The 18982-nt window shown below is 26.4% G+C and carries 22 protein-coding genes; 17 read left to right on the top strand and 5 right to left on the bottom strand.

Annotation, left to right across the window (positions count from 1 at the left end):
• Positions 1-169: 169 nt before the first annotated feature.
• The 4 genes from FDK22_RS00110 to FDK22_RS00095 are packed head-to-tail and all read left to right on the top strand — an operon-like array spanning position 170 to position 2367.
• The gene (locus FDK22_RS00110; protein ID WP_138150743.1) at positions 170-511 is read left to right on the top strand and encodes a metal-sulfur cluster assembly factor; all 342 of its coding nucleotides are present in this window, start codon (positions 170-172) and stop codon (positions 509-511) included.
• 17 nt (positions 512-528) lie between these two features.
• Entirely contained in the window at positions 529-1557 is a 1029-nt protein-coding gene (locus FDK22_RS00105; protein ID WP_138150742.1) for a HupE/UreJ family protein, read from the top strand.
• 43 nt (positions 1558-1600) lie between these two features.
• Positions 1601-1936: a metal-sulfur cluster assembly factor gene (locus FDK22_RS00100; RefSeq protein ID WP_138150741.1), complete on the top strand. Its 336-nt coding sequence runs from the start codon at positions 1601-1603 to the stop codon at positions 1934-1936.
• 29 nt (positions 1937-1965) lie between these two features.
• On the top strand, positions 1966-2367 hold the full coding sequence (locus FDK22_RS00095; RefSeq protein WP_138150740.1) for a DUF2391 family protein: 402 nt from the start codon (positions 1966-1968) through the stop codon (positions 2365-2367).
• 44 nt (positions 2368-2411) lie between these two features.
• Here FDK22_RS00095 and FDK22_RS00090 read toward each other — a convergent pair whose 3' ends face one another.
• Positions 2412-2831: an FKBP-type peptidyl-prolyl cis-trans isomerase gene (locus FDK22_RS00090; protein WP_138150739.1), complete on the bottom strand. Its 420-nt coding sequence runs from the start codon at positions 2829-2831 to the stop codon at positions 2412-2414.
• A gap of 196 nt (positions 2832-3027) precedes the next feature.
• Here FDK22_RS00090 and FDK22_RS00085 point away from each other — a divergent pair, with 196 nt between their 5' ends.
• Positions 3028-4227: an NAD(P)/FAD-dependent oxidoreductase gene (locus tag FDK22_RS00085; protein ID WP_138150738.1), complete on the top strand. Its 1200-nt coding sequence runs from the start codon at positions 3028-3030 to the stop codon at positions 4225-4227.
• A gap of 47 nt (positions 4228-4274) precedes the next feature.
• The gene (locus FDK22_RS00080) at positions 4275-5213 is read left to right on the top strand and encodes a matrixin family metalloprotease (protein WP_138150737.1); all 939 of its coding nucleotides are present in this window, start codon (positions 4275-4277) and stop codon (positions 5211-5213) included.
• 28 nt (positions 5214-5241) lie between these two features.
• Here FDK22_RS00080 and FDK22_RS00075 read toward each other — a convergent pair whose 3' ends face one another.
• The 4 genes from FDK22_RS00075 to FDK22_RS00060 form a co-directional block, all read right to left on the bottom strand.
• Positions 5242-5502, bottom strand: a complete 261-nt coding sequence (locus FDK22_RS00075) for a hypothetical protein (RefSeq protein ID WP_138150736.1) — start codon at positions 5500-5502, stop codon at positions 5242-5244.
• A 167-nt stretch (positions 5503-5669) separates the two neighbouring features.
• Positions 5670-6749 (bottom strand): YeeE/YedE family protein, encoded by a 1080-nt coding sequence (locus FDK22_RS00070; RefSeq protein WP_138150735.1) that lies wholly within the window; start codon positions 6747-6749, stop codon positions 5670-5672.
• Positions 6750-6881: 132 nt separating this feature from the next.
• Positions 6882-7142 (bottom strand): hypothetical protein, encoded by a 261-nt coding sequence (locus FDK22_RS00065; RefSeq protein WP_138150734.1) that lies wholly within the window; start codon positions 7140-7142, stop codon positions 6882-6884.
• A gap of 69 nt (positions 7143-7211) precedes the next feature.
• Positions 7212-7946 carry a dienelactone hydrolase family protein gene (locus tag FDK22_RS00060; protein ID WP_138150733.1) on the bottom strand — a complete coding sequence of 245 codons (735 nt, stop codon included), beginning with the start codon at positions 7944-7946 and terminating at the stop codon, positions 7212-7214.
• A gap of 130 nt (positions 7947-8076) precedes the next feature.
• On the opposite strand from FDK22_RS00060, the gene FDK22_RS00055 reads away from it, so the two are divergent.
• The 11 genes from FDK22_RS00055 to FDK22_RS00005 all read left to right on the top strand — a co-directional run bounded on the left by FDK22_RS00055 (position 8077) and on the right by FDK22_RS00005 (position 18843).
• Positions 8077-9099 carry an adenosine deaminase gene (locus FDK22_RS00055; protein WP_138150732.1) on the top strand — a complete coding sequence of 341 codons (1023 nt, stop codon included), beginning with the start codon at positions 8077-8079 and terminating at the stop codon, positions 9097-9099.
• Positions 9065-9523 carry a protein tyrosine phosphatase family protein gene (locus tag FDK22_RS00050; protein ID WP_138150731.1) on the top strand — a complete coding sequence of 153 codons (459 nt, stop codon included), beginning with the start codon at positions 9065-9067 and terminating at the stop codon, positions 9521-9523. The genes FDK22_RS00055 and FDK22_RS00050 overlap by 35 nt, the downstream gene beginning before the upstream one ends.
• Positions 9524-9593: 70 nt before the next feature.
• Positions 9594-10700, top strand: a complete 1107-nt coding sequence (metX, locus tag FDK22_RS00045) for a homoserine O-acetyltransferase MetX (protein WP_138150730.1) — start codon at positions 9594-9596, stop codon at positions 10698-10700.
• Entirely contained in the window at positions 10700-10915 is a 216-nt protein-coding gene (gene xseB, locus FDK22_RS00040; RefSeq protein WP_138150729.1) for an exodeoxyribonuclease VII small subunit, read from the top strand. The genes metX and xseB overlap by 1 nt, the downstream gene beginning before the upstream one ends.
• Positions 10916-10994: 79 nt before the next feature.
• The gene (gene radC / locus FDK22_RS00035; protein ID WP_138150728.1) at positions 10995-11657 is read left to right on the top strand and encodes a RadC family protein; all 663 of its coding nucleotides are present in this window, start codon (positions 10995-10997) and stop codon (positions 11655-11657) included.
• Positions 11654-12046, top strand: coding sequence for a hypothetical protein (locus FDK22_RS00030; protein WP_138150727.1), 393 nt, complete (start codon positions 11654-11656; stop codon positions 12044-12046). The genes radC and FDK22_RS00030 overlap by 4 nt, the downstream gene beginning before the upstream one ends.
• Before the next feature lie 204 nt (positions 12047-12250).
• Positions 12251-12928 carry a type I restriction-modification system subunit M N-terminal domain-containing protein gene (locus tag FDK22_RS00025; RefSeq protein WP_138150726.1) on the top strand — a complete coding sequence of 226 codons (678 nt, stop codon included), beginning with the start codon at positions 12251-12253 and terminating at the stop codon, positions 12926-12928.
• 74 nt (positions 12929-13002) lie between these two features.
• Entirely contained in the window at positions 13003-15123 is a 2121-nt protein-coding gene (locus FDK22_RS00020; protein ID WP_138150725.1) for a hypothetical protein, read from the top strand.
• Complete coding sequence (locus FDK22_RS00015; protein ID WP_138150724.1) at positions 15116-16993, top strand: tyrosine-type recombinase/integrase; 1878 nt, start codon at positions 15116-15118, stop codon at positions 16991-16993. Before FDK22_RS00020 ends, FDK22_RS00015 begins: the two co-directional genes overlap by 8 nt.
• Positions 16986-17453, top strand: a complete 468-nt coding sequence (locus FDK22_RS00010) for a hypothetical protein (RefSeq protein ID WP_138150723.1) — start codon at positions 16986-16988, stop codon at positions 17451-17453. The genes FDK22_RS00015 and FDK22_RS00010 overlap by 8 nt, the downstream gene beginning before the upstream one ends.
• Positions 17443-18843: a site-specific integrase gene (locus tag FDK22_RS00005; RefSeq protein WP_138150722.1), complete on the top strand. Its 1401-nt coding sequence runs from the start codon at positions 17443-17445 to the stop codon at positions 18841-18843. The genes FDK22_RS00010 and FDK22_RS00005 overlap by 11 nt, the downstream gene beginning before the upstream one ends.
• Positions 18844-18982: the final 139 nt, after the last annotated feature.

The raw sequence follows: 18982 nt of genomic DNA, 5'->3' as shown, positions 1-18982 counted from the left end.
ATAGCGAAAAAACTAAAAATTAAAAAAATACCTAATATTATTTATAGCTCTTTAAATACCCAAAAAATGCGAAAAACTCACGATTGAAGTCATTTAAAAAATTCTTTAAAATTATTATATTCAGGCTATATATATTTGATAATATTTTTTAATTACAAAAGGAGTAGAGATGAAAAAGTTAGATTTAGAATCATTACAAAATGATGTGCTTCAACAATTAAAATTAATAAACGACATTGAATTACCTTTAAATATATATGACTTAGGTTTAATCCATAATACAAAAGTTGAGATATCAAAGGAAAGCGAAGTGAATGTAGAAATTACTATAACACAAATTGATTCAAGACAAAATAATCAATTCTATTTTCTTGATGAGATAAAAAAGCAACTTAAAAAAATTGAAAGTATAGATGAGGCTAAGGTTAATTTTGTAATTGGTCCAAAATGGGATTCCTCAATGATGACTCCAAGAGGTCTAGAAAAATTAACTAATGTTAATAGCTTATAAAGAAAAAAAGGTTTAATTTGAGAATAAATGTTTTTCCAATAGTTTTTTTATTTTTAATCTATTTTTCTTCTAGTCCTATTTTTGGTCATGGTGTAAGCCAAGAAGAAAAAAATATGATATTAGAAGATGAAAATTTAAAATATATTTATATTGGAATGATTCATATGTTAAAAGGTTATGACCACCTTTTATTTTTATTAGGAATAGTTTTTTTAATAAAAAATATATCTCATATTGTAAAACTTATCACAGCATTTACTTTAGGTCATAGTATAACTTTAATCTTTGCAACAATTAATAGTATTCAAGTAAACAGTTATATTATTGAATCAACAATAGCTTTTAGTGTTTGTTATATCGCTTTTGTAAATCTAAAAGGGTTTGAGAAACTTTTTAATATAAAGCCCTTAAATATTGTAGTGATGGTATTTTTATTTGGATTAATCCATGGACTAGGTTTATCTTCCATACTACAACAATTTCCTTTGAAAAGTGAAAGTTTATTATCAAATATTATTAGTTTTAATGTTGGTATTGAGATTGGACAACTTATTGCAATTTTTATAATGTATATGACTTTGTCAAAGATTAAAAAATATAGTATTTATAATACTTTTAAAATCTCAATTAATATACTGATATATTTAATTGGTTTAGTTCTTTGTTATATTCAAATTGAGAATTATTTAACAAGTTCTTCTAGTCCAAAAGTGCTTAAGGAAGAAAAATATAAAGAGATTATTACTATAAAACTTCCAGCACATTCAGAACTTGAATTTAAAGTTTGGATGGATATTGGTAAAGAACTAAAATACTCTTGGTATTCAGACAATACAAAATTACATTATGATTTTCATGGTGAGCCAGCAAGTGCTGTAAATGGTTATTTTGAAAGTTTTAAGGAAAATACATCAAGTAAAGATTCAGGGAAAATTGTATCTAAGTTTGTTGGAAAACACGGTTGGTATTGGAGAAATGATTCTAGCCTTTTAACAACTATAGTATTAAAACTAGATGGAGAGTATAAACTTGAAAAGAGAAAATAGTAAAAACTATTTTCTTGCTATATTTTTAGGCTAAAGTATTATTATGAAAAAAGAACAAAAAGAAATATTAAAACAAAAAATTATACAACAGTTAAATACTATTGAAGATTTAGAAGTTCCTATTAGTATTTATGAATTAGGACTAATTTATGATATTTTTATTGAATCTATTGATGAAAAAATAGAAGTTACAATTCATATGACACAAATTAATTTAAGATGTAACAGTAATAAATCTTTTTTAGACTTAATCTCTTCAAAGGTTGAATCTATAGAAGAAATTGATAAATGTAAAGTAAAACTTGTTTTTTCTCCCAAATGGGATTTAACTATGATATCTCCTGAAGGACTTAAAAAATTAAGACAAAATGCTAATTAAGATATAATACTAAAAACAAAAGAGTTTATATGAAACAAGATTTAAGGTTTAATCTCGAAGATATTAGTCAAATCATAATTGGTGCCTTTGCCTTAGCAATTCCAATATCTTTTTCTCAGGAAGCTTGGGAATTAGGGGAAACACTTCCTTTTACAAATCTACTTTTACTATTATTTTTATCTTTTTTCTTTTTGGGATTTTATACTTATCAATCTATTTTTCAAGGTAATGTAAAATATAGAATGTTTGCTTTTATCTTTAGAGTGGTAGTTGCTTATCTAATAGCCTTTGTTGTAGTATCACTAATCTTATTTTCAATTGGAAAACTTCCTATAATAGATGAAACAATTATTACTATTAAAAGAATTATAGTTATATCAATGCCAGCATCAATGGGGGCAATTATTGTAGATGGTTTTGATAAAGAGTGAAAAATATTATATAAAACCCCAAGTTTAATACTTGGAATTTTATATTAAACTATTTTGTTTATTACAACTTTAAAATCTAAATCAGCACCTGCCATTGGGTGATTATAATCAACTGTAACATTTTCTTTATCAACTTCTATCACAGTAGCTTTAAAAGTGTTTCCATCCTCATCATCTGCTTCTAAAACTAAACCAATCTCTAAATCTATCCCTTCAAAATCACTAGCAGGAATAACTTCAGTTAAGGTTTTATCATATTCTCCATAAGCTTCAATTGCAGGAACTGTAAGTTCTCTTGTTTCACCTTCATTCATAGATGCAATTCTTTCTTCAAGACCTTCTAAAAGTTCACCTTTACCAAAAACAAACTCTATAGGGTCAGCATCTAAATTACTTTCAATTAAATTATCATTTACTTTTAACTCATATTGTAGTTTAACAACTTGATTTTTTTCTATTGCCATATTAATCCTTCAAAAATATATCTTGTACTATATCAAAATTTATTGTTGTGAAAAATTAATATTAAAACTTAGGAATAGAAATTGCAAAATTATAAATAAATTTTATTTTTTTTATAACTTTTTGTGCTATATAGAGGCTATAAAATTTGGATACACTCCATTTTTAATATAATAACACACATTTAGAGGAATATTGATGGACAAAGTAGTAATTATTGGTGGTGGATATGCAGGAATATATGCACTTAGAGAACTTGTTAAAAACAAGAATATAAAAATAACACTTATAGATAAAAATACATTTCATAATCTACAGCCAGAAGTATATGATTTAATAGCAAATAAATCAAGTATTGCGGATGTAACAATTGACTTAACAACCTTATGCATGGGTTATAATCACCCTTATTTAGAATATAAGAATTTAAATGTAAAAAAAATTGACCAAGAGAAAAAACAAATTTTTACACAAGAGCAAGAGATTGTAGAATTTGATTATTTAGTTATGGCGGCAGGTACAAGAACATTTTTCCCACCTTCAATCTCAGGATTAAATAGTGCCCATGATATTAAAAAATTAAATTGGGCGATGTTTTTTAAACAAAGTTATGAAAATCAATTATTTAAAAAAATACAAGATGAAGCAAAAAAATGTCATGACACTCATATTGTAGTTGTTGGAGCTGGACTTTCAGGAGTTGAAATTGCTGCTGAGATGGCATATAATTCAAAAATGTTTTTTTCACGGGGAAATTTCTCTTGTGACAATCTAAAAGTTTCACTTATTAGTAGTTCTGATACTATTTTACCTGGATTAACACAAGAGTTAATCTCAATTTCACATAAAAGGTTAAAGTCTTTAGGGATTAATGTAATCACAAATACAAAATTACAAAAATGTGAAGATGGTTATGCATACCTTTCAAATGGGACAAAAATTCAACACTCATTTTTAATCTTTACAGGTGGAGTTGAAGCTTCAAAAGTTACTGAGGAACTTGATGTTAAGAAAAATGGAAGAGGGCAAGTTATTGTGAATGAATATATGCAAACAGATAAATATGAAAATATTTTTGCCATTGGAGATTCAGCAGAGATTAGAAACTCAAAGGATGAGATAATGCCTCCAAATGTTACCATTGCAAGAATTAGTGGAACAAATGCAGGAAAAAATATTTTAAATATGATTAAAAAAAGAAAACTTGAAAAATGTAATCCAAAACTAGATGGTATTTTAATTGCCCTTGGTGGTAAATATGCGGCTGGTAATATTATGGGATTATTCCATGTAAGCGGAAGACTAGCTTATGAGATTAAACATTATGTATTTACTTCATATAGAAAGCCTTTACTAAAAACAATCAAAGCAGGTTATAAAAAACTAAAAAAACTTTAATTTGAAATAATAAGGAGTCATAAAAGATATTTTAATTAAAATCTTTTATGGTTTCAAAAATTTTATTACTCATTTTTATTTTCACAAATATACTCTTTGCCTCTTTTGAATATGTAAGTGTTGGCAATATAGATAGATATTACAATTCAAAAATCTCAACTGAACAATTAAAGTCCTTACTCCTTGAAATCGAAGAGGACTTAGAATCCCAACTTCAAACTAATATTTTTGATTTATCTAACAATGGTAAACCAATAAATCTAGTTTATGTGGAACCCTCTTTACTTGAAAAAAGAATAGAAAGAAAAATAGATTTATTAAAAAGTAAACAAAAAAAAATAAATCAATTACAAGAATATTTCCCAAAAAATCAAAAAATAATAAATAAAGAAAAAGAACTATTTAAAAAAGAGAATGCTCTTTTAAATAGTAGGATTAAAGATTTTAATTCCTATGTTAAAGAGATAAATAAAAAAAGAAATTTTTCAAATGAACAGTTTAAAAGAATAAAAGCAGATATCCTTTCAACAAAGAAAAAGCTAGATATAGAAATAAATAAAATGAACAGATATAGAGATGATATAAAAAGAAAAGTAAATAAATTTAATACAAAAGTTAATAGTTTTAACAATCAAATTAGAGAATATAAAAGATTAAGTAAAGAGATTGAAACCTTGACAAGAGGTTTTAAAAAAGTCAAAGGTATGACTTTTGGAGTAAAAGAGATAAATACAAAAACCTATTTTAAAGATGGGAAAAGAGTTCAAGAAAAAACCCAAAAACAAAGAATGGATAAAATAGAGATTTATGGATTTAGTTCAATGGGTGAATTAAAAGCTGTTTTAGCCCATGAAATATTACATTTAGTTGGACTTCCTCATATAAATGATAAGTATTCTTTGATGAATAGTGTAATGCAAGAAAATCAAATCAAAAATCTAAAATTGACAAAAGAAGATATTAAAAACTTTAGGAAGAATTTCTAACTATAATTCCTAAAAGGAATTATAGTTTTTAGTTATATGTTTTTGATTCAAGATTAGGCATTACCTGAATTAAACCTAAGACAAAGGCATAAAATAAGCCACATGAAAAAAATAGAATACTTTTTTGGATTGAGTCTAAATACCAAAATGGTTCATTAAATAAACCAGAAAGTATATATGTAGGCATTAAAAGTATATCACCCACAACTTGTGAAATTTCCCCATGAATCGTCACACCTAGTATTGGAATTAAAATACCAATTAAAAAACCAATAAGTATACTTCTCATATTTTCTTCCCCCTTTAATTAGTCTTACTGTCTTATTAATAATAACTAATAAAGAGAGATAAAGTATATTTTTTTATAAAAAATTAAGAATAAATTTACATAATTATTACATAATTACACATATTTATAAGTTTTTCTTATGACTGATTATTCATATATACTTATAATTATATTTGATAGTCAGTTCTATTATCACCCCATTCAAATATAAAACACATAGGTAATTGATCTTTTTTATTTAAATATTTAGCTGTAAAATATCCTGAAACAAATATTGAAACAATAGCCACAAGTGAAGCAAATGCCAATGTTGAAAGTCCCGTTAAACCTTGCCCAACTGTACATCCAATAGAAAGGATACCACCTGTTCCCATCATCGCTCCACCAATCATATTATTTCTTACTCTATGCTCACCTTTTGCTGAAGTACAACCAAAACTATATTTTCTATTAAATTTTGACATTAAGAAAGCACCAAATACAATACCTACAATTAAACTTATTGAAAAGCTAAGTTCATTTACTTGGTATAACATAAACAGTTCAAGTGTTTTAGCTGTAGGATAAACAAATGTTATCCCTGCTGGGTCAATCATTCTTTCGATACTTTCACTTCCTATAACTGAAGTTATAAACCAAGCTGCTGCAACAAGTAATCCAATTAAAACACCATCCCAAAGGTTTGGTAATCTTACTGCGTGTCTAACTAAAACTTTTAAAAGTATTAATAAAACAGCAATAATAAAATAGATATTCATTGTAAAGTTTTCTAATTTACTTGACCATTCTATTAAAGTAGGGTTATTTACAAATGGGTCTAAAAAACCATTTAATAAACCTCTTGTTGTTGCAAAAGCAAAAATACCAATAAAAACAATACTTATTAAAGAGTTTTTATCCCCTTGGGCAAACTTAATCAAATGTCTATTACTACAACCATCTGCTAACATCATACCAACACCAAATAAAGCACCACCAAATATAATTGCAAAATAGTTTAAATTGTCTTTATAGTAAACTGTATTAGTTAAGTCAAGTTCAAAATATGAAGAAACAAAAAATGTAGAGATTATTGCTACAATCATAGCCATTACTACAGAAGCACCTCTCATTGTAGATTTTGTAAGAATATAGTCTTTTATTGAACCACTAAAGCAAAATTGTCTTTTTTGTGCAATCATTCCAAAGGCAGACCCTAAAATAAATCCTAATAAATTTACAATTTGATATATTTCTAACTCTAACATTTTAATCCTTATTAATTTAATACAGTATATTTATGTAGGAATTATATATCTTTACAATTTAAATCTGTCGGGTATATAAAAGTTAGTTTTTTTAATTAAGTTTAAATAAAATAAAGTAAATAAGTTGAGATTCTAAAAATCTTGATTCTCAACTTTCATATCTTCAAGTCCTTCTAAAATATCCAAGGCTTGCTCTTGTGTTAGAAGATTTTTTTCTATATCAATTAATACTTCATCAAAATAAAGTTTAACTTGCTTCATATAGTCTAATTCTTCTTTTAATGCTTTATTTTTCTTTTTTGCTAGTTGAGTTTCTATATCTTTAATATTATCATTTACTTCAGGTAAAATGTCAGTTTGAATAAGGTTTGTAAGTTCTTTGATATAATCCATTTAATCTCCTGTCTAATCTTTTTGATTTTCCGGAATTATATCAAAAGATAAAGGATTTTCTCCTTTATCTTAATTTTTTAATGTTTCATCTAATATTTCTGAGAATCTTTTCCACGAAGCTTTATCTGCTCTTTCATGATATCTATCAGAGCCAAACTTTGTAAATGCATGGGGTGCACCACTATAAGTTAACATCTCATGGGTAACTTTTTGTGCTTCCATTCTTTTAGCTATATCAGCAAAATCATCCATACTAACTGCTTTGTCTGCTGTTCCATGAAATACAACAATCTCACCTTTTACCTTTGAATAATCTTGACCTTCAGGAGTAGTTAACCCTCCATGAAAAGGGACAAACTTTTTAAGTTCAGCTCCACTTCTTGCCATCTCTAAGATAACTGTACCACCAAAACAATAACCAAGACCTACTGCATTATTAGTATTTGCACCTAATTTTTTTGCTTCCTCAAAACCACCTTGTATTAAGGTTCTCATTTTTTCTCTGTCTTTGTATAAAGCTCCTGTTAAAGCTTTTCTTTTTTCTATCGTATCAGCTACTACTCCCTTACCAAACATATCAGCAGCAAAAACTGCGTAACCCATTTGATTTAACATCTCTGTTCTTTTTATTTCATACTTGTCTATTCCATCCCAATCATGTATCATAAATACTAAAGGGGCATCTTTTGAAGGACTTGAATAATACCCTTGATAATCTTTCCCATCTACATTATATGTAACATATTCACCATTTGCCAATAAAAAACTTGAAGCAAGTAGTAAAGAAGAAACTATTTTTTTCATTATAACTCCTTAATAATATTTTTGAATATCTTACTCTTCAAAGAAAAATTTAAACTTAATATTTAAAGTTAAATTGAACACTTTTTTCACACATAAAGATTGTATAATAAAAAGAAATTTTAGGATTGTTATGATTGACCTAATAAAAAAACTACCAAAAGCAGAACTTCATTTACATATAGAGGGTTCATTAGAACCAGAACTTATGTTTAAACTAGCTAAAAAAAATAAAATTGATATCCCTTATAAAAGTATTGAAGAGATAAAAAAAGCATATGATTTTTCAAATCTTCAAAGTTTTTTAGATATCTATTATGCTGGTGCGGCTGTATTGATTACTAAAGAAGACTTTTATGATATGACTTGGGCTTATATAAAAAAATGTGTTGAGAATAATATTATTCATACAGAGATATTTTTTGACCCACAAACCCATACAAAAAGGGGAATAAGTTTTGAAACAGTAATCCTTGGAATAAAACAAGCCTTAGATGATGCAAAAGAAAAATATGGAATCACCTCTCATATTATAATGTGTTTCTTAAGACACCTATCACAAGAAGACGCTTTTAAAACTTTTGAAGAAGCCTTAGTGTTTAAAAATATAATTAAAGGGATAGGTTTAGACTCATCAGAAATAGGGCATCCTCCATCAAAGTTTAAAGATGTTTTTAAAAAAGCAAAAGAAGAGGGTTTTGAGATTGTTGCCCATGCCGGTGAAGAAGCAGATGTTTCATATATCTATGAAGCTTTAGATTTATTAGAAGTAAAAAGAATAGATCATGGGGTTCAAGCAATAAATTCAAAAGAACTATTAAAAAGATTAAAAGAGGAGCAAATACCTTTAACTGTGTGTCCAAATTCAAATATTGAATTAAAAGTTTTTAACTCATACAAAGAACACAATATTAAAAAGCTATTGGATTATAATCTTTTAGTAACAGTTAATTCAGATGATCCAGCATACTTTAAAGGTTATTTAAATCAAAACTATATTAACCTTGTAGATAATTTAGAATTAACAGATGAAGATATTATTCAACTTGTTAAAAACTCTTTTAAAGCATCATTTATAAGTGATGAACTAAAAGAAAAATATCTAAAAAAGGTAGAAGAAATTGGAAGAGATTATAAACTACATAAAAATAAATGAAAATCTTGTTACCTCAGGTCAGCCAACAGAAAAGCAGTTTGAAGATATAAAAAACGAAGGTTTTGAAGTTATAATAAATCTTGCTTTACATAATGCTTCAAATGCCATAGAAAATGAAGATAAAACTGTTACAGACCTAGAAATGGCATATTTTCATATCCCAGTTGATTTTGAAAATCCAAAAAAAGAGCAAGTTTCTCTTTTTTTGAATCTTTTAACTTCTTTAGAAAACAAAAAGGTTTGGGTTCATTGTGCACTAAATTATAGAGTTACTGTATTTTGTTATCTTTACCACAAACATATTTTACATACGCCCTTTGAAGAGATAAATTTCAAAGTCTTTGATGAGTGGACACCAAGTGAAAAATGGCAAGATATAATGAAAACTCCATATGAGCAATTATCTCTAGTAAAACAAAATTAACAACTAATTTATCAAATTTTAGATACCATATTCCACTAAAAAAAATAGATTATTATATTTTGGAATCAAATTGAGATTAGAAACAAAAACTGAAAAATTTAATGAACCCTTATATCTAGAAAGTGGTAGGATTCTAGAAAAGTTTGAGATTGTTTATGAAACATATGGTGAATTAAATGAAGATAAATCAAATGTTATTGTAATTTGTCATGCCTTAGCAGGGAGTCATCATGCCGCTGGACGATATGCTGATGAAGCAAAACCAGGATGGTGGGACAAATTAATTGGAGATGGTAAAGCAATTGATACAACAAAATATTTTGTAATTTGTTCAAACAACATTGGTAGTACCTTTGGCTCAACAAATGCTTTAAGTATCGACCCTAGTACAAAAAAAGAGTATAGATTAAAATTTCCTGTATTAACGATTTCTGATATTGTAAAAGCTCAAATGAGACTTTATAAAAAACTAGGAATTGAAAAGGCTAAAGCTGTCGTAGGTGGAAGCATGGGTGGGATGCAAGCATTATGTTACTCAATCGAATTTCCAGATTTTGCGGAGCATGTTTTTGCACTGGCTACTACAGCATATACTAGACCATGGGCAATTGCTTTTAATAAAATTGCAATAGAATCAATAAGACATGACCCAGCTTTTAAAGATGGACAATATAAAAAAGGTGATTTAGAAGCTTCTGGATTACCTGGACTTGCAATTGGAAGAATGGCAGGATTAATCGCATATCTAAGTCCAAATCTATTTAATAAAAAGTTTGGTAGAGACTATGCTAGAACAGATGGTTTATATGAGTTAATGGGTAGATTTGAAGTTGAAAGATACTTAGAATACAATGCATATTCTTTTCCAAAAATCTTTGACCCTTTATCTTATCTTTATATCTGCAAAACAATGAATATCTTTGATGCAGGAAGAAATAAAGATAAACTTGAAGATTCATTTGAGAAAGTTAATGCAAAATTACACCTTATATCTTTTTCTGATGATATGTTGTTTTTCCCTGAAGAGATGGAAGAGATTAGAGATATTATGATAAAACTTGGAAAAGGTGACCAAGTTACATATAAAATGATTGAAAGTAAATCAGGACATGATTCATTTTTGGTTGAAGTTGAAAAATTTGATCAATATTTAGTTGATTTATTAGAAGGAAAATAATGAGCGAAGAGCAAAAAGAAGAACAAACATTTGAAGTAAAAATTGAAAAAGCAAAAGAACTTTTAGAAAAATTATCTAATCCTCAAATCACACTAAGTGATTCTTTAGACCTATATAAAAATGGAATGAAACAACTAGAAGAAGCTCAAAAACTTTTAGATGAAGCAAAGCTTATTTTTGAAGTTGATAAAAAAGAAGAATCTGAACCATTTTAAAAAATATTGCAAAATGTTATATTTTTAACTACTACTTTTAAAACTTGATAAACTTTCTTTTATACTTAGGAGAAAGTTTATGAAAACTATTACACAACTTCATGAAATTGATAAACCAAGGGAAAGGTTATATAAATACGGATTATCAGCACTTAAAAACTATGAACTTATAGCCATACTTCTAGGAAGTGGAGTAAAAGGCAAAGATGTAATAAAACTCTCCCGTGAGATTGAGAAGTTTTTTAACTCAAACTTTGAAACAATGGATTTAGAAACACTACTTAAAATCCATGGTTTAGGAAAAGCAAAAGCCAGTCAAATAATATCAGCAATAGAACTCTCAAAAAGATATCTAATAGATACTCAACACTATAAAATCTCATCAGCAAAAGATGTGTATGATGAACTAAACCCATACAAAAACAAACAACAAGAATATTTCCTAAGTCTATATTTAGATGGAGCAAATAACCTAATAGAAACCAAAGTAATCACAATAGGAACCCTAAACCAAAGTCTAGTACACCCAAGAGAAGTATTCTCCTATGCAATAGAAAAAAGATGTGCTAGTATAATAGTAGCCCATAACCACCCAAGTGGAATATTAAAACCAAGCAGTGAAGATATAACTGTAACACAAAGGCTAAAAGAAGCAGGACAAATCTTAGGCATAGAACTACTTGACCATATAATCTTTACAAAAGATGATTTTATAAGTTTAAAAGAAGAGGGTGTTTTATGATAGAAAATGATTTTGACATATGGAATAATGTGAAAAAAGAAACAAATACAGAAAAGGTTTTAGTGGGGTTTAAAACTAGAGATATTTTTAATATAAAAATGGGACATAACATTGGGGTTGAACAAAATGGCAAAGAAGAAGAGTTTGTACGACCTGTAATTATATATAAAAAGCTAACAAAAGATATGTTTATTGGAATACCTTTAACTACAACGCAAAGAGAAGGAAGTTTCTTTTTTAAATTTAAATTTATACCTCATAAAATAAGTACTGCTATATTGATTCAAACGCGACTTTTTAGTACTAAAAGATTACTTAATAAAATTGGTGTGATAAATAAAAATGACTATGAAATATTGAAAAAGAAGTATTTAAAACTCTTAGAATAGTTTTACCCCGTCATAAGACGGGTCGTCCCGAAGGATAATTGTAAAAATATTATATCTAAGAATATTTGTTTTGTCAATTTTTGTTTATGCCTCAAACTTCCAATTAAACCAACTACATCATTAAATCTCTTCTTTTTATCCAATATAGGGCAAACTTTTTGTAAAATAATATTTTAAATAATACAAATAGGTTTTACAAAATATATGACAACACAAGAGTTAAAAAAGTTAGAAGACAATTTATGGGCAAGTGCCAATAGACTAAGAGCAACAGGTGGTATCAAATCAGCTGATTATGCAGTACCCGTACTTGGAATCATTTTTCTAAGATTTGCTGATAATAAATATTCACTTTACGAAGAGCAAATTTTAAAAGAGTTTAGTGAGAGTCAAAACACAAGAAATCCAGAGAATATAGAAAAAATAGCACTTAGAATTTGTGGATTTTATCTGGGTGAAAAATCAAGATATGAGTATCTTTTAAATCTTTCAGATTCAAACAGTATAGCAAAAGCTATAAAAGAGGCTATGGAAGATATAGAGTCATGGCAAGATGAAAAGTTTCAAGATATACTTCCAAAAGACAACTACTACAATATAGAAAAAGAGGATAAAACTATCCTGCCTGAGTTGCTTAAGACTTTTTCAGATATTCCCAAAGATGCTAGTGGAGATGTATTTGGAAAAATTTATGAATACTTTTTAGGAAAATTTGCACTAAGTGAAGGTCAAAAAGGTGGAGAGTTCTTTACTCCAACTTCAGTGGTAAGATTTATTGTTGAAGTTATAGAGCCATATAGTGGAAAGATATTTGACCCTGCTTTTATATTAAATTTTTCAAAAAGTACAATTAATCCTAGTTATAATAAATTATCTGCTTAACTTTCTAACCTCATAATGGCATTACAATATGCAATGTTTTTTAATTGTATTAAATTTAATTGCTATAATAATTTATGGCAAGACAAAAAAGAAAATTAAAATATTTAGATTCAGATTTAATAAATCTCCAAGATAAAATTCATTTTGATATAAAAGATGAGTTATTTGCAGAAAAACACTTTAGATATTATATTATGTGTAATACTTCAAAAAGTTCAAGCATAAAAACACCCAGAAAATATTTTTATCATAAATTTAAAAAAGAGTATTTTATTGAAAAAAATAATCAAGGGTTTAAATATTACTCTTTAAATCCTAAGATTAGTAAAAGTTGTATTTTAGATAATCGAATAAAACATGAATCTCTTATCTTTAGTATAATTAATGCAATTTTTATTGATAGAAAATCTGAAAAAATTACAGAATCTTTATTAATAGCTATAGGACTAGTAATAGATATTTTAGAAGTTAAATCAATTAGTTTGAATAATATAAATGACTTTAAAACAGAACATCAGTTAATAGTATACGATGAATTATACAAAGATGCTAAATATCCTAATCAAGATAAACGTGATATAACTAGATTCTTTAGTGAGTTAAGTCTACTTATAAATGATTTTATTTTAGTTATACCTAAAAAATATGGTAAGTTAAACTCAAAAGGTAAATTAAAGGAATTATCATCCTCTGTGATGTATCAACTTGATTATTTTGCATTGGAAGAATTGAAATTTATAAAAGTTAAAGCTGAACAATATATATCATTTATTGAAGAAAAAAAAGCCTTATTATCAGTAAAAAATTTGTTAACTACTTTATTACATTCAAAAAAACAAAATATTTATTCTAAGTTTTTAATTAATAAATTACTACTAGACTATAATATTGATGCATCTGTAATATTTAAATTACACCCAAATAAAAAAGAACTAAAAATTCAGGAAATACTTAAAACGCTTTCAATAGGAGGTATAGTTTTATCAAACAATGAACAATTAGCTGTAATATGGACAAAAGAGTTATTCCCAAATTATCCTAAGAATATTCAATTAAGCGAAAGTTATAGTTGTATAACAGATTCTTTAGGTGGTAGGAAGTTTATTAAAGAACAATTTGGATTTTCAGTAGAAGAGATTGATAGATATTTATATCCAAGTCGTGAAACAATATACCCTCTATATTTATTTCTAATGATTAGAACAGGATTAAACAACGAAACATTGTTAGATTGGAAGGTAGAAAAAAAAGAATCTAAATATAAATTAAAAAGTGATGATTTAGGAATTATGAGTTTAATTGAAAGTAAAAAGAAAAGATCAAATTCAATAATTACATGTGTAATAAAAAATGATTCAGATGAAATGAAGTTTGTTAATTTTTATATTAATTGGGCAAAAGATATTTTTGAGTCTTCAAAAAACAAACATCTATTTCAATATTTTAATAGAACTTCATCCAAAGAATCAAAAATAGAAAGTTTAAATACAAGAATTTTAGGTTATATAAAAGAATCACCTAGATCATTTTTTAAAAAATATGAAATTTACAATGAAAAAAATGAAAGAATAGATTTTATAGATCATAGACTCATTAGAAAAAGCCACAATTTTCAAGAATATCTAAAAGGTAAACAAGAATTTGAAAGACAATTAAGTAAAAAACATATTGACAGTAGAACTACTAAAAACCATTATGAAAATAATTCTATAGAATGGAGTGAATCAAAAAAATGTAAAATAGCTAAATCTCAAAATTTTTTAGTTTCTATGTTTAAAGGTAATATTATTAGGAAGAATCACCCTTTAACAAAATTATTCAATGGTTCTATGGCTAACTGTAAAAACAATAAAAAACCTACTTTTTCAAATGCTCCAAATTTAAAAGAAAATGAATATTGTATTGACTGGACTAAGTGTTTAACAAGTTGTGAACAAGCAAGTGTAATCCCTAAAATACATGGTCCTGTTATTTATGCATGGATAGATTTTATGGAAAAACAGAAAGATGAATTTATAAATGAAGAACATTGGGGAAAAGAGTATTTGCATGATTATAAAGCTGCAACAGATACTTTAAAATATTTTAATGAAGATGAAAAAAGATTTTGTGAAAAAGAAAAATATAAACATTTTGAATTTGTAAAAATGATTTTAAAAAGAACAGTTAAAATAGGAAAGTTAAAAAGTGCATAAGAATTTTATTTTAGAAGAATTAAAACAAGCAATAGATATTACTGATGTAAATTATATTTTCAGAAATGAAAAATTTCCTAATGAAAATGGTTTATTATTTAGTGAAAGAAGAATTTTTGGTCATAGTTCTAAAGATGGTGATTTTCATTGTCATTTAAAATTAGATAGTAAATTTGAAACTATATTTAAAACTATTGTATATTTAAAACTAAGTGGTCTAATTGGGAATAAACCTATAAATTCAGGTATTACACACTGGATTAATTCTTTTCAATCATTAATATATGATATTGTTTCTCTAGATAATAAGATTGAAAAAGTATCAGATATAAATTCATTACACATAGATCAATTTATAGAAAAAAAGCTTCTCACAGTTTTGCCTTATACTGTAAAAAAGAAAATATTTTATTTAAAAGATTGGATAACATTTGCAAATAAATATTTACCTTTTTTTATGCGGCTAAATGAAGATTTATTATTAAACTCAAAATTATTTCCTGAATTAATAAAAAAATCTGCAATTCAAAGAGCAAAAGAAAGCCTTATAGAAAATTCAAGAAAATCATACCCTCTAGAGTTATTAAAGAAAATGACTTTAAATGCAATAATATATATAGAAGATTATAAAGATGAAATTGTTAAAACTGCAAGATACTATGTTGAATCTAAATCATTTAATTTAAATGAAAAATACTTATCAGATTATGATTTTATAATAAACAATAAGTTTATAAATCCTTCTATTAAAAAATTAAAAGAAAAAATTGTAGAAACTGATAATAAAAAAAATTTGATAAAAAAAATAAATATAATTCTAAAAGAAGAAATTGAAATGTCAGAAGCGTCATGTATTTTAATTATTTTATTTTTAACAGGTATGCGAATTGGGGAGTTTATTTCATTAAACAGACATCCTCAAATCACAGAAGGAGAACATTTTAATTTAAAAAGACTAGTCTATAAAACTGCTCCTACTGAAGATGGTATTGAATTAGAAATGCCAATTCCAGAGATTGTAAAAAAAGCTATCGAAATATTATCTACAATTTCTAATATAAAAGATAATGGATTTAATAAAGAAATTGTTACAACATCTATTAAGTATTCAAGAGTTGTAAATGCTAAATCAACAAGAATTAGAAATTTAATCAGATGGTATGCAAAAAAATTAAATATAAAAGAAAAAATTGATCCCCACCAACTAAGACACGCAATGGCTTTTTTAATTGTACACTTAAATGAAAAAGATGGATTAGAATTAGCAAGAATGTTTTTGGGTCATACATCAATAACAATGACATTACAGTATATGGGACATTATAATAGAGAACTAAAGGAAGCAATCCAAGAATTAACTAAAGAAGAATCAGAACGCTTTGTTGAAAAAATCACAGATCAAATTAGAGAAAATAAAAAACTTTTTGGTGAAAATGGTAAGAGACTTATGCCAAATCATAGATTTGTTGGAAGACAAGCTGATGATTTTGTAGTTCTTATGAAAAATGGATTACTAAAACTAATCGAAGAACAAAAATTAGCAATTATTCAAACACCTGTGAGTCTATGTATTCATGATTTATCAAAACCTGAACAATTAGCTTGTCAAAGAGGTTTTAATATTGAAAGTATTGTTATGAATGGGCCAGCTCCATCAAGATGTAAAGGTGCAAATTGTTCAAATGCACTTTTCTTTGAAGAGCATATTGAAAAATTAAAAAATGATATGTACGGCAATATTGATCCTGAATTAAAATCAAGATTAGAACAAAATACATATTTTATTGAAGCTGGTGGATTTGAACAAGATCCATTTAGAAAAATTGTTAAAGAGTATAATGAATACAAGGAAGGACAAAAAAATGGCTAGAGATTCACAAGAGCAAAAAGAGTTAAAGATTAAGGCTTTAACTGAAGCGATTGATATTTTAAAAGATGAATCTTCTCCTTCAAATAATCAAGTTACCTTTAATAAGGTTGTAAATTTAGCTAATGAACTTTATAGTAGTAAATTACTTAGAAATATTAGTCCTACAAGTTTAAAAAATCCAACTAGTGAAGATTTTATTAATATTAAGAAAATAATTGAAGAGTACAGAGTTGAATACAAAAAAATAAAAACTGCTGCTCCAAAAAAATCAATGCAAGAAGTATCTAAATTGAAGACTCAAGTTAAAAATTTAGTAGAACAAATAGCTAAGTTTCATGATGAAAAATTGCTATTAACTGAACAATTGAATTTAAAAGATAGAGCAATTGAAAATCTTAAAAATGAAAGAGATAGACTTTATGATGAAATAAAAATATTAAAGATTTCAAATGGAAATTGAAGTTATAACAGTAAATCATCCAAATATAGCCAAAAGAGAAATATCTTTATTATTGGTTGATAATGTAATTGATGTTCCTTCTTGTGACTTTTTAATTTATGAAGCTCGTTATGGTGGAAGGAATGGTGGATTAAGTGGAAAAAGTTCACATAAAATGAAGGCATTTCAAGTTGCTGAACTATATAAATATTTAGATGATATAGATTTAACTTGGGATAAAGCAACAGAGAGTGATATTAAAAGAATTAGAAATGCAATGTTATGTTGGGATAGTAATGATAATCCTGATATAAAATATTATGACTATAACCCTATAAAAAATGATAGTGTCAATCACAAATTAAATACATGGTTTAAATTTTATAAATATATGAAACAAATTGGTATTCAAAATGACATGATACTTTCAACAAAAAAAATAAGAAAATTTGAATACAAAAGTATGTTGCATCACCTCAATTATAGAGCTAGTTCAACTAGTGAAGTTGTTGAAGTTTGGAAATTAAAAGTTAAATCATCTCCAAAAACTATCGCTTATCATGCACTAACTAGAACAGAATTTGCTAAATTGTCTCAACATTTAAAAAATATTGATTTAGTATTTGAATTATTAGCAGTTTTTATGGTTGAAACAGGATTAAGAATAACTGCTGTTTTAGATGCAAAAAAAGAAGATTTCCAAAGTTTTTTTAAATTGATTTCAAGTGGTAAAGAGTTAAATGATGTTGTAAAAAGAAATTACATCCCAAAAGGTGGTGATGAGTTTAATCAATATGAATTACCACTTAGAGTCATGCAACAAATAAATGAAAAATATTTAATTAGAGAATACAATGATAGATTGTATAAATATGAACAAAGATGCAAAAGATTAGATATTCAAATGCCTAAAGAAAGTCCTTTATGGATTTTAAAAAATGGGAAAGTATTAGAAAAACATGATATTTGGAAAGCATTTGAAACAGCTTCAAATCTAATGGGAAGAACCACAAATAAAATTACTCCACATTGGTTAAGACACACTTTTGCAACATGGACTATTATGGATGTAGCAAATGCTAAAAATATACCTCTTGAAAATACTGGAACAACACCAAGTCCATTGTTAATTTTAGCATTACAACAAAAACTTGGTCATGCAAATGCTGAAACAACTTTTAGATACATAGTTACTGCACTTGAATTAATGAAATTAAATCTAAATGATGGTGCAATCAAAATTTCTCTAAGAAGTTTTCTAAGGGATAAAAATTCACAAAGCCTTGTAAAAAGAGAAGCTTTAAATGAATTTGGTGAAGATTTTATAGATAGTAAATTTGATGTTGTGAAGTATGCAATTTCAAGAGGTATAGTTATTGATGATGAAATTACTTATGAATTATACGAATAGTAGTTTATAGATTATATGTACTAGTTAAGACTTAATCTGACAATTTACTAAAAAATAAAGTACAATTTCTCCTAGATAATAGATTTAGGAGAAATTAAAATGAATCTACATACACAAGAAAAAATCATAAAGAATAAAC

Source organism: Arcobacter arenosus, assembly GCF_005771535.1.
Lineage (GTDB): Bacteria > Campylobacterota > Campylobacteria > Campylobacterales > Arcobacteraceae > Halarcobacter > Halarcobacter arenosus.
This window is presented reverse-complemented; position numbering and strand designations above follow the sequence as displayed.

Excerpts from the sequence above, each read along its gene's own strand:
- FDK22_RS00065 (WP_138150734.1), bottom strand. The coding sequence starts at position 7,142 with ATGGATTATATCAAAGAACTTACAAACCTTATTCAAACTGACATTTTA.
- FDK22_RS00005 (WP_138150722.1), top strand. The coding sequence starts at position 17,443 with ATGGAAATTGAAGTTATAACAGTAAATCATCCAAATATAGCCAAAAGA.
- FDK22_RS00060 (WP_138150733.1), bottom strand. The coding sequence starts at position 7,946 with ATGAAAAAAATAGTTTCTTCTTTACTACTTGCTTCAAGTTTTTTATTG.
- radC (WP_138150728.1), top strand. The coding sequence starts at position 10,995 with ATGAAAACTATTACACAACTTCATGAAATTGATAAACCAAGGGAAAGG.
- FDK22_RS00080 (WP_138150737.1), top strand. The coding sequence starts at position 4,275 with ATGGTTTCAAAAATTTTATTACTCATTTTTATTTTCACAAATATACTC.
- FDK22_RS00010 (WP_138150723.1), top strand. The coding sequence starts at position 16,986 with ATGGCTAGAGATTCACAAGAGCAAAAAGAGTTAAAGATTAAGGCTTTA.
- FDK22_RS00085 (WP_138150738.1), top strand. The coding sequence starts at position 3,028 with ATGGACAAAGTAGTAATTATTGGTGGTGGATATGCAGGAATATATGCA.
- FDK22_RS00100 (WP_138150741.1), top strand. The coding sequence starts at position 1,601 with ATGAAAAAAGAACAAAAAGAAATATTAAAACAAAAAATTATACAACAG.
- FDK22_RS00020 (WP_138150725.1), top strand. The coding sequence starts at position 13,003 with ATGGCAAGACAAAAAAGAAAATTAAAATATTTAGATTCAGATTTAATA.
- FDK22_RS00030 (WP_138150727.1), top strand. The coding sequence starts at position 11,654 with ATGATAGAAAATGATTTTGACATATGGAATAATGTGAAAAAAGAAACA.
- FDK22_RS00075 (WP_138150736.1), bottom strand. The coding sequence starts at position 5,502 with ATGAGAAGTATACTTATTGGTTTTTTAATTGGTATTTTAATTCCAATA.
- xseB (WP_138150729.1), top strand. The coding sequence starts at position 10,700 with ATGAGCGAAGAGCAAAAAGAAGAACAAACATTTGAAGTAAAAATTGAA.
- FDK22_RS00095 (WP_138150740.1), top strand. The coding sequence starts at position 1,966 with ATGAAACAAGATTTAAGGTTTAATCTCGAAGATATTAGTCAAATCATA.
- FDK22_RS00055 (WP_138150732.1), top strand. The coding sequence starts at position 8,077 with ATGATTGACCTAATAAAAAAACTACCAAAAGCAGAACTTCATTTACAT.
- FDK22_RS00070 (WP_138150735.1), bottom strand. The coding sequence starts at position 6,749 with ATGTTAGAGTTAGAAATATATCAAATTGTAAATTTATTAGGATTTATT.
- FDK22_RS00025 (WP_138150726.1), top strand. The coding sequence starts at position 12,251 with ATGACAACACAAGAGTTAAAAAAGTTAGAAGACAATTTATGGGCAAGT.
- FDK22_RS00110 (WP_138150743.1), top strand. The coding sequence starts at position 170 with ATGAAAAAGTTAGATTTAGAATCATTACAAAATGATGTGCTTCAACAA.
- FDK22_RS00090 (WP_138150739.1), bottom strand. The coding sequence starts at position 2,831 with ATGGCAATAGAAAAAAATCAAGTTGTTAAACTACAATATGAGTTAAAA.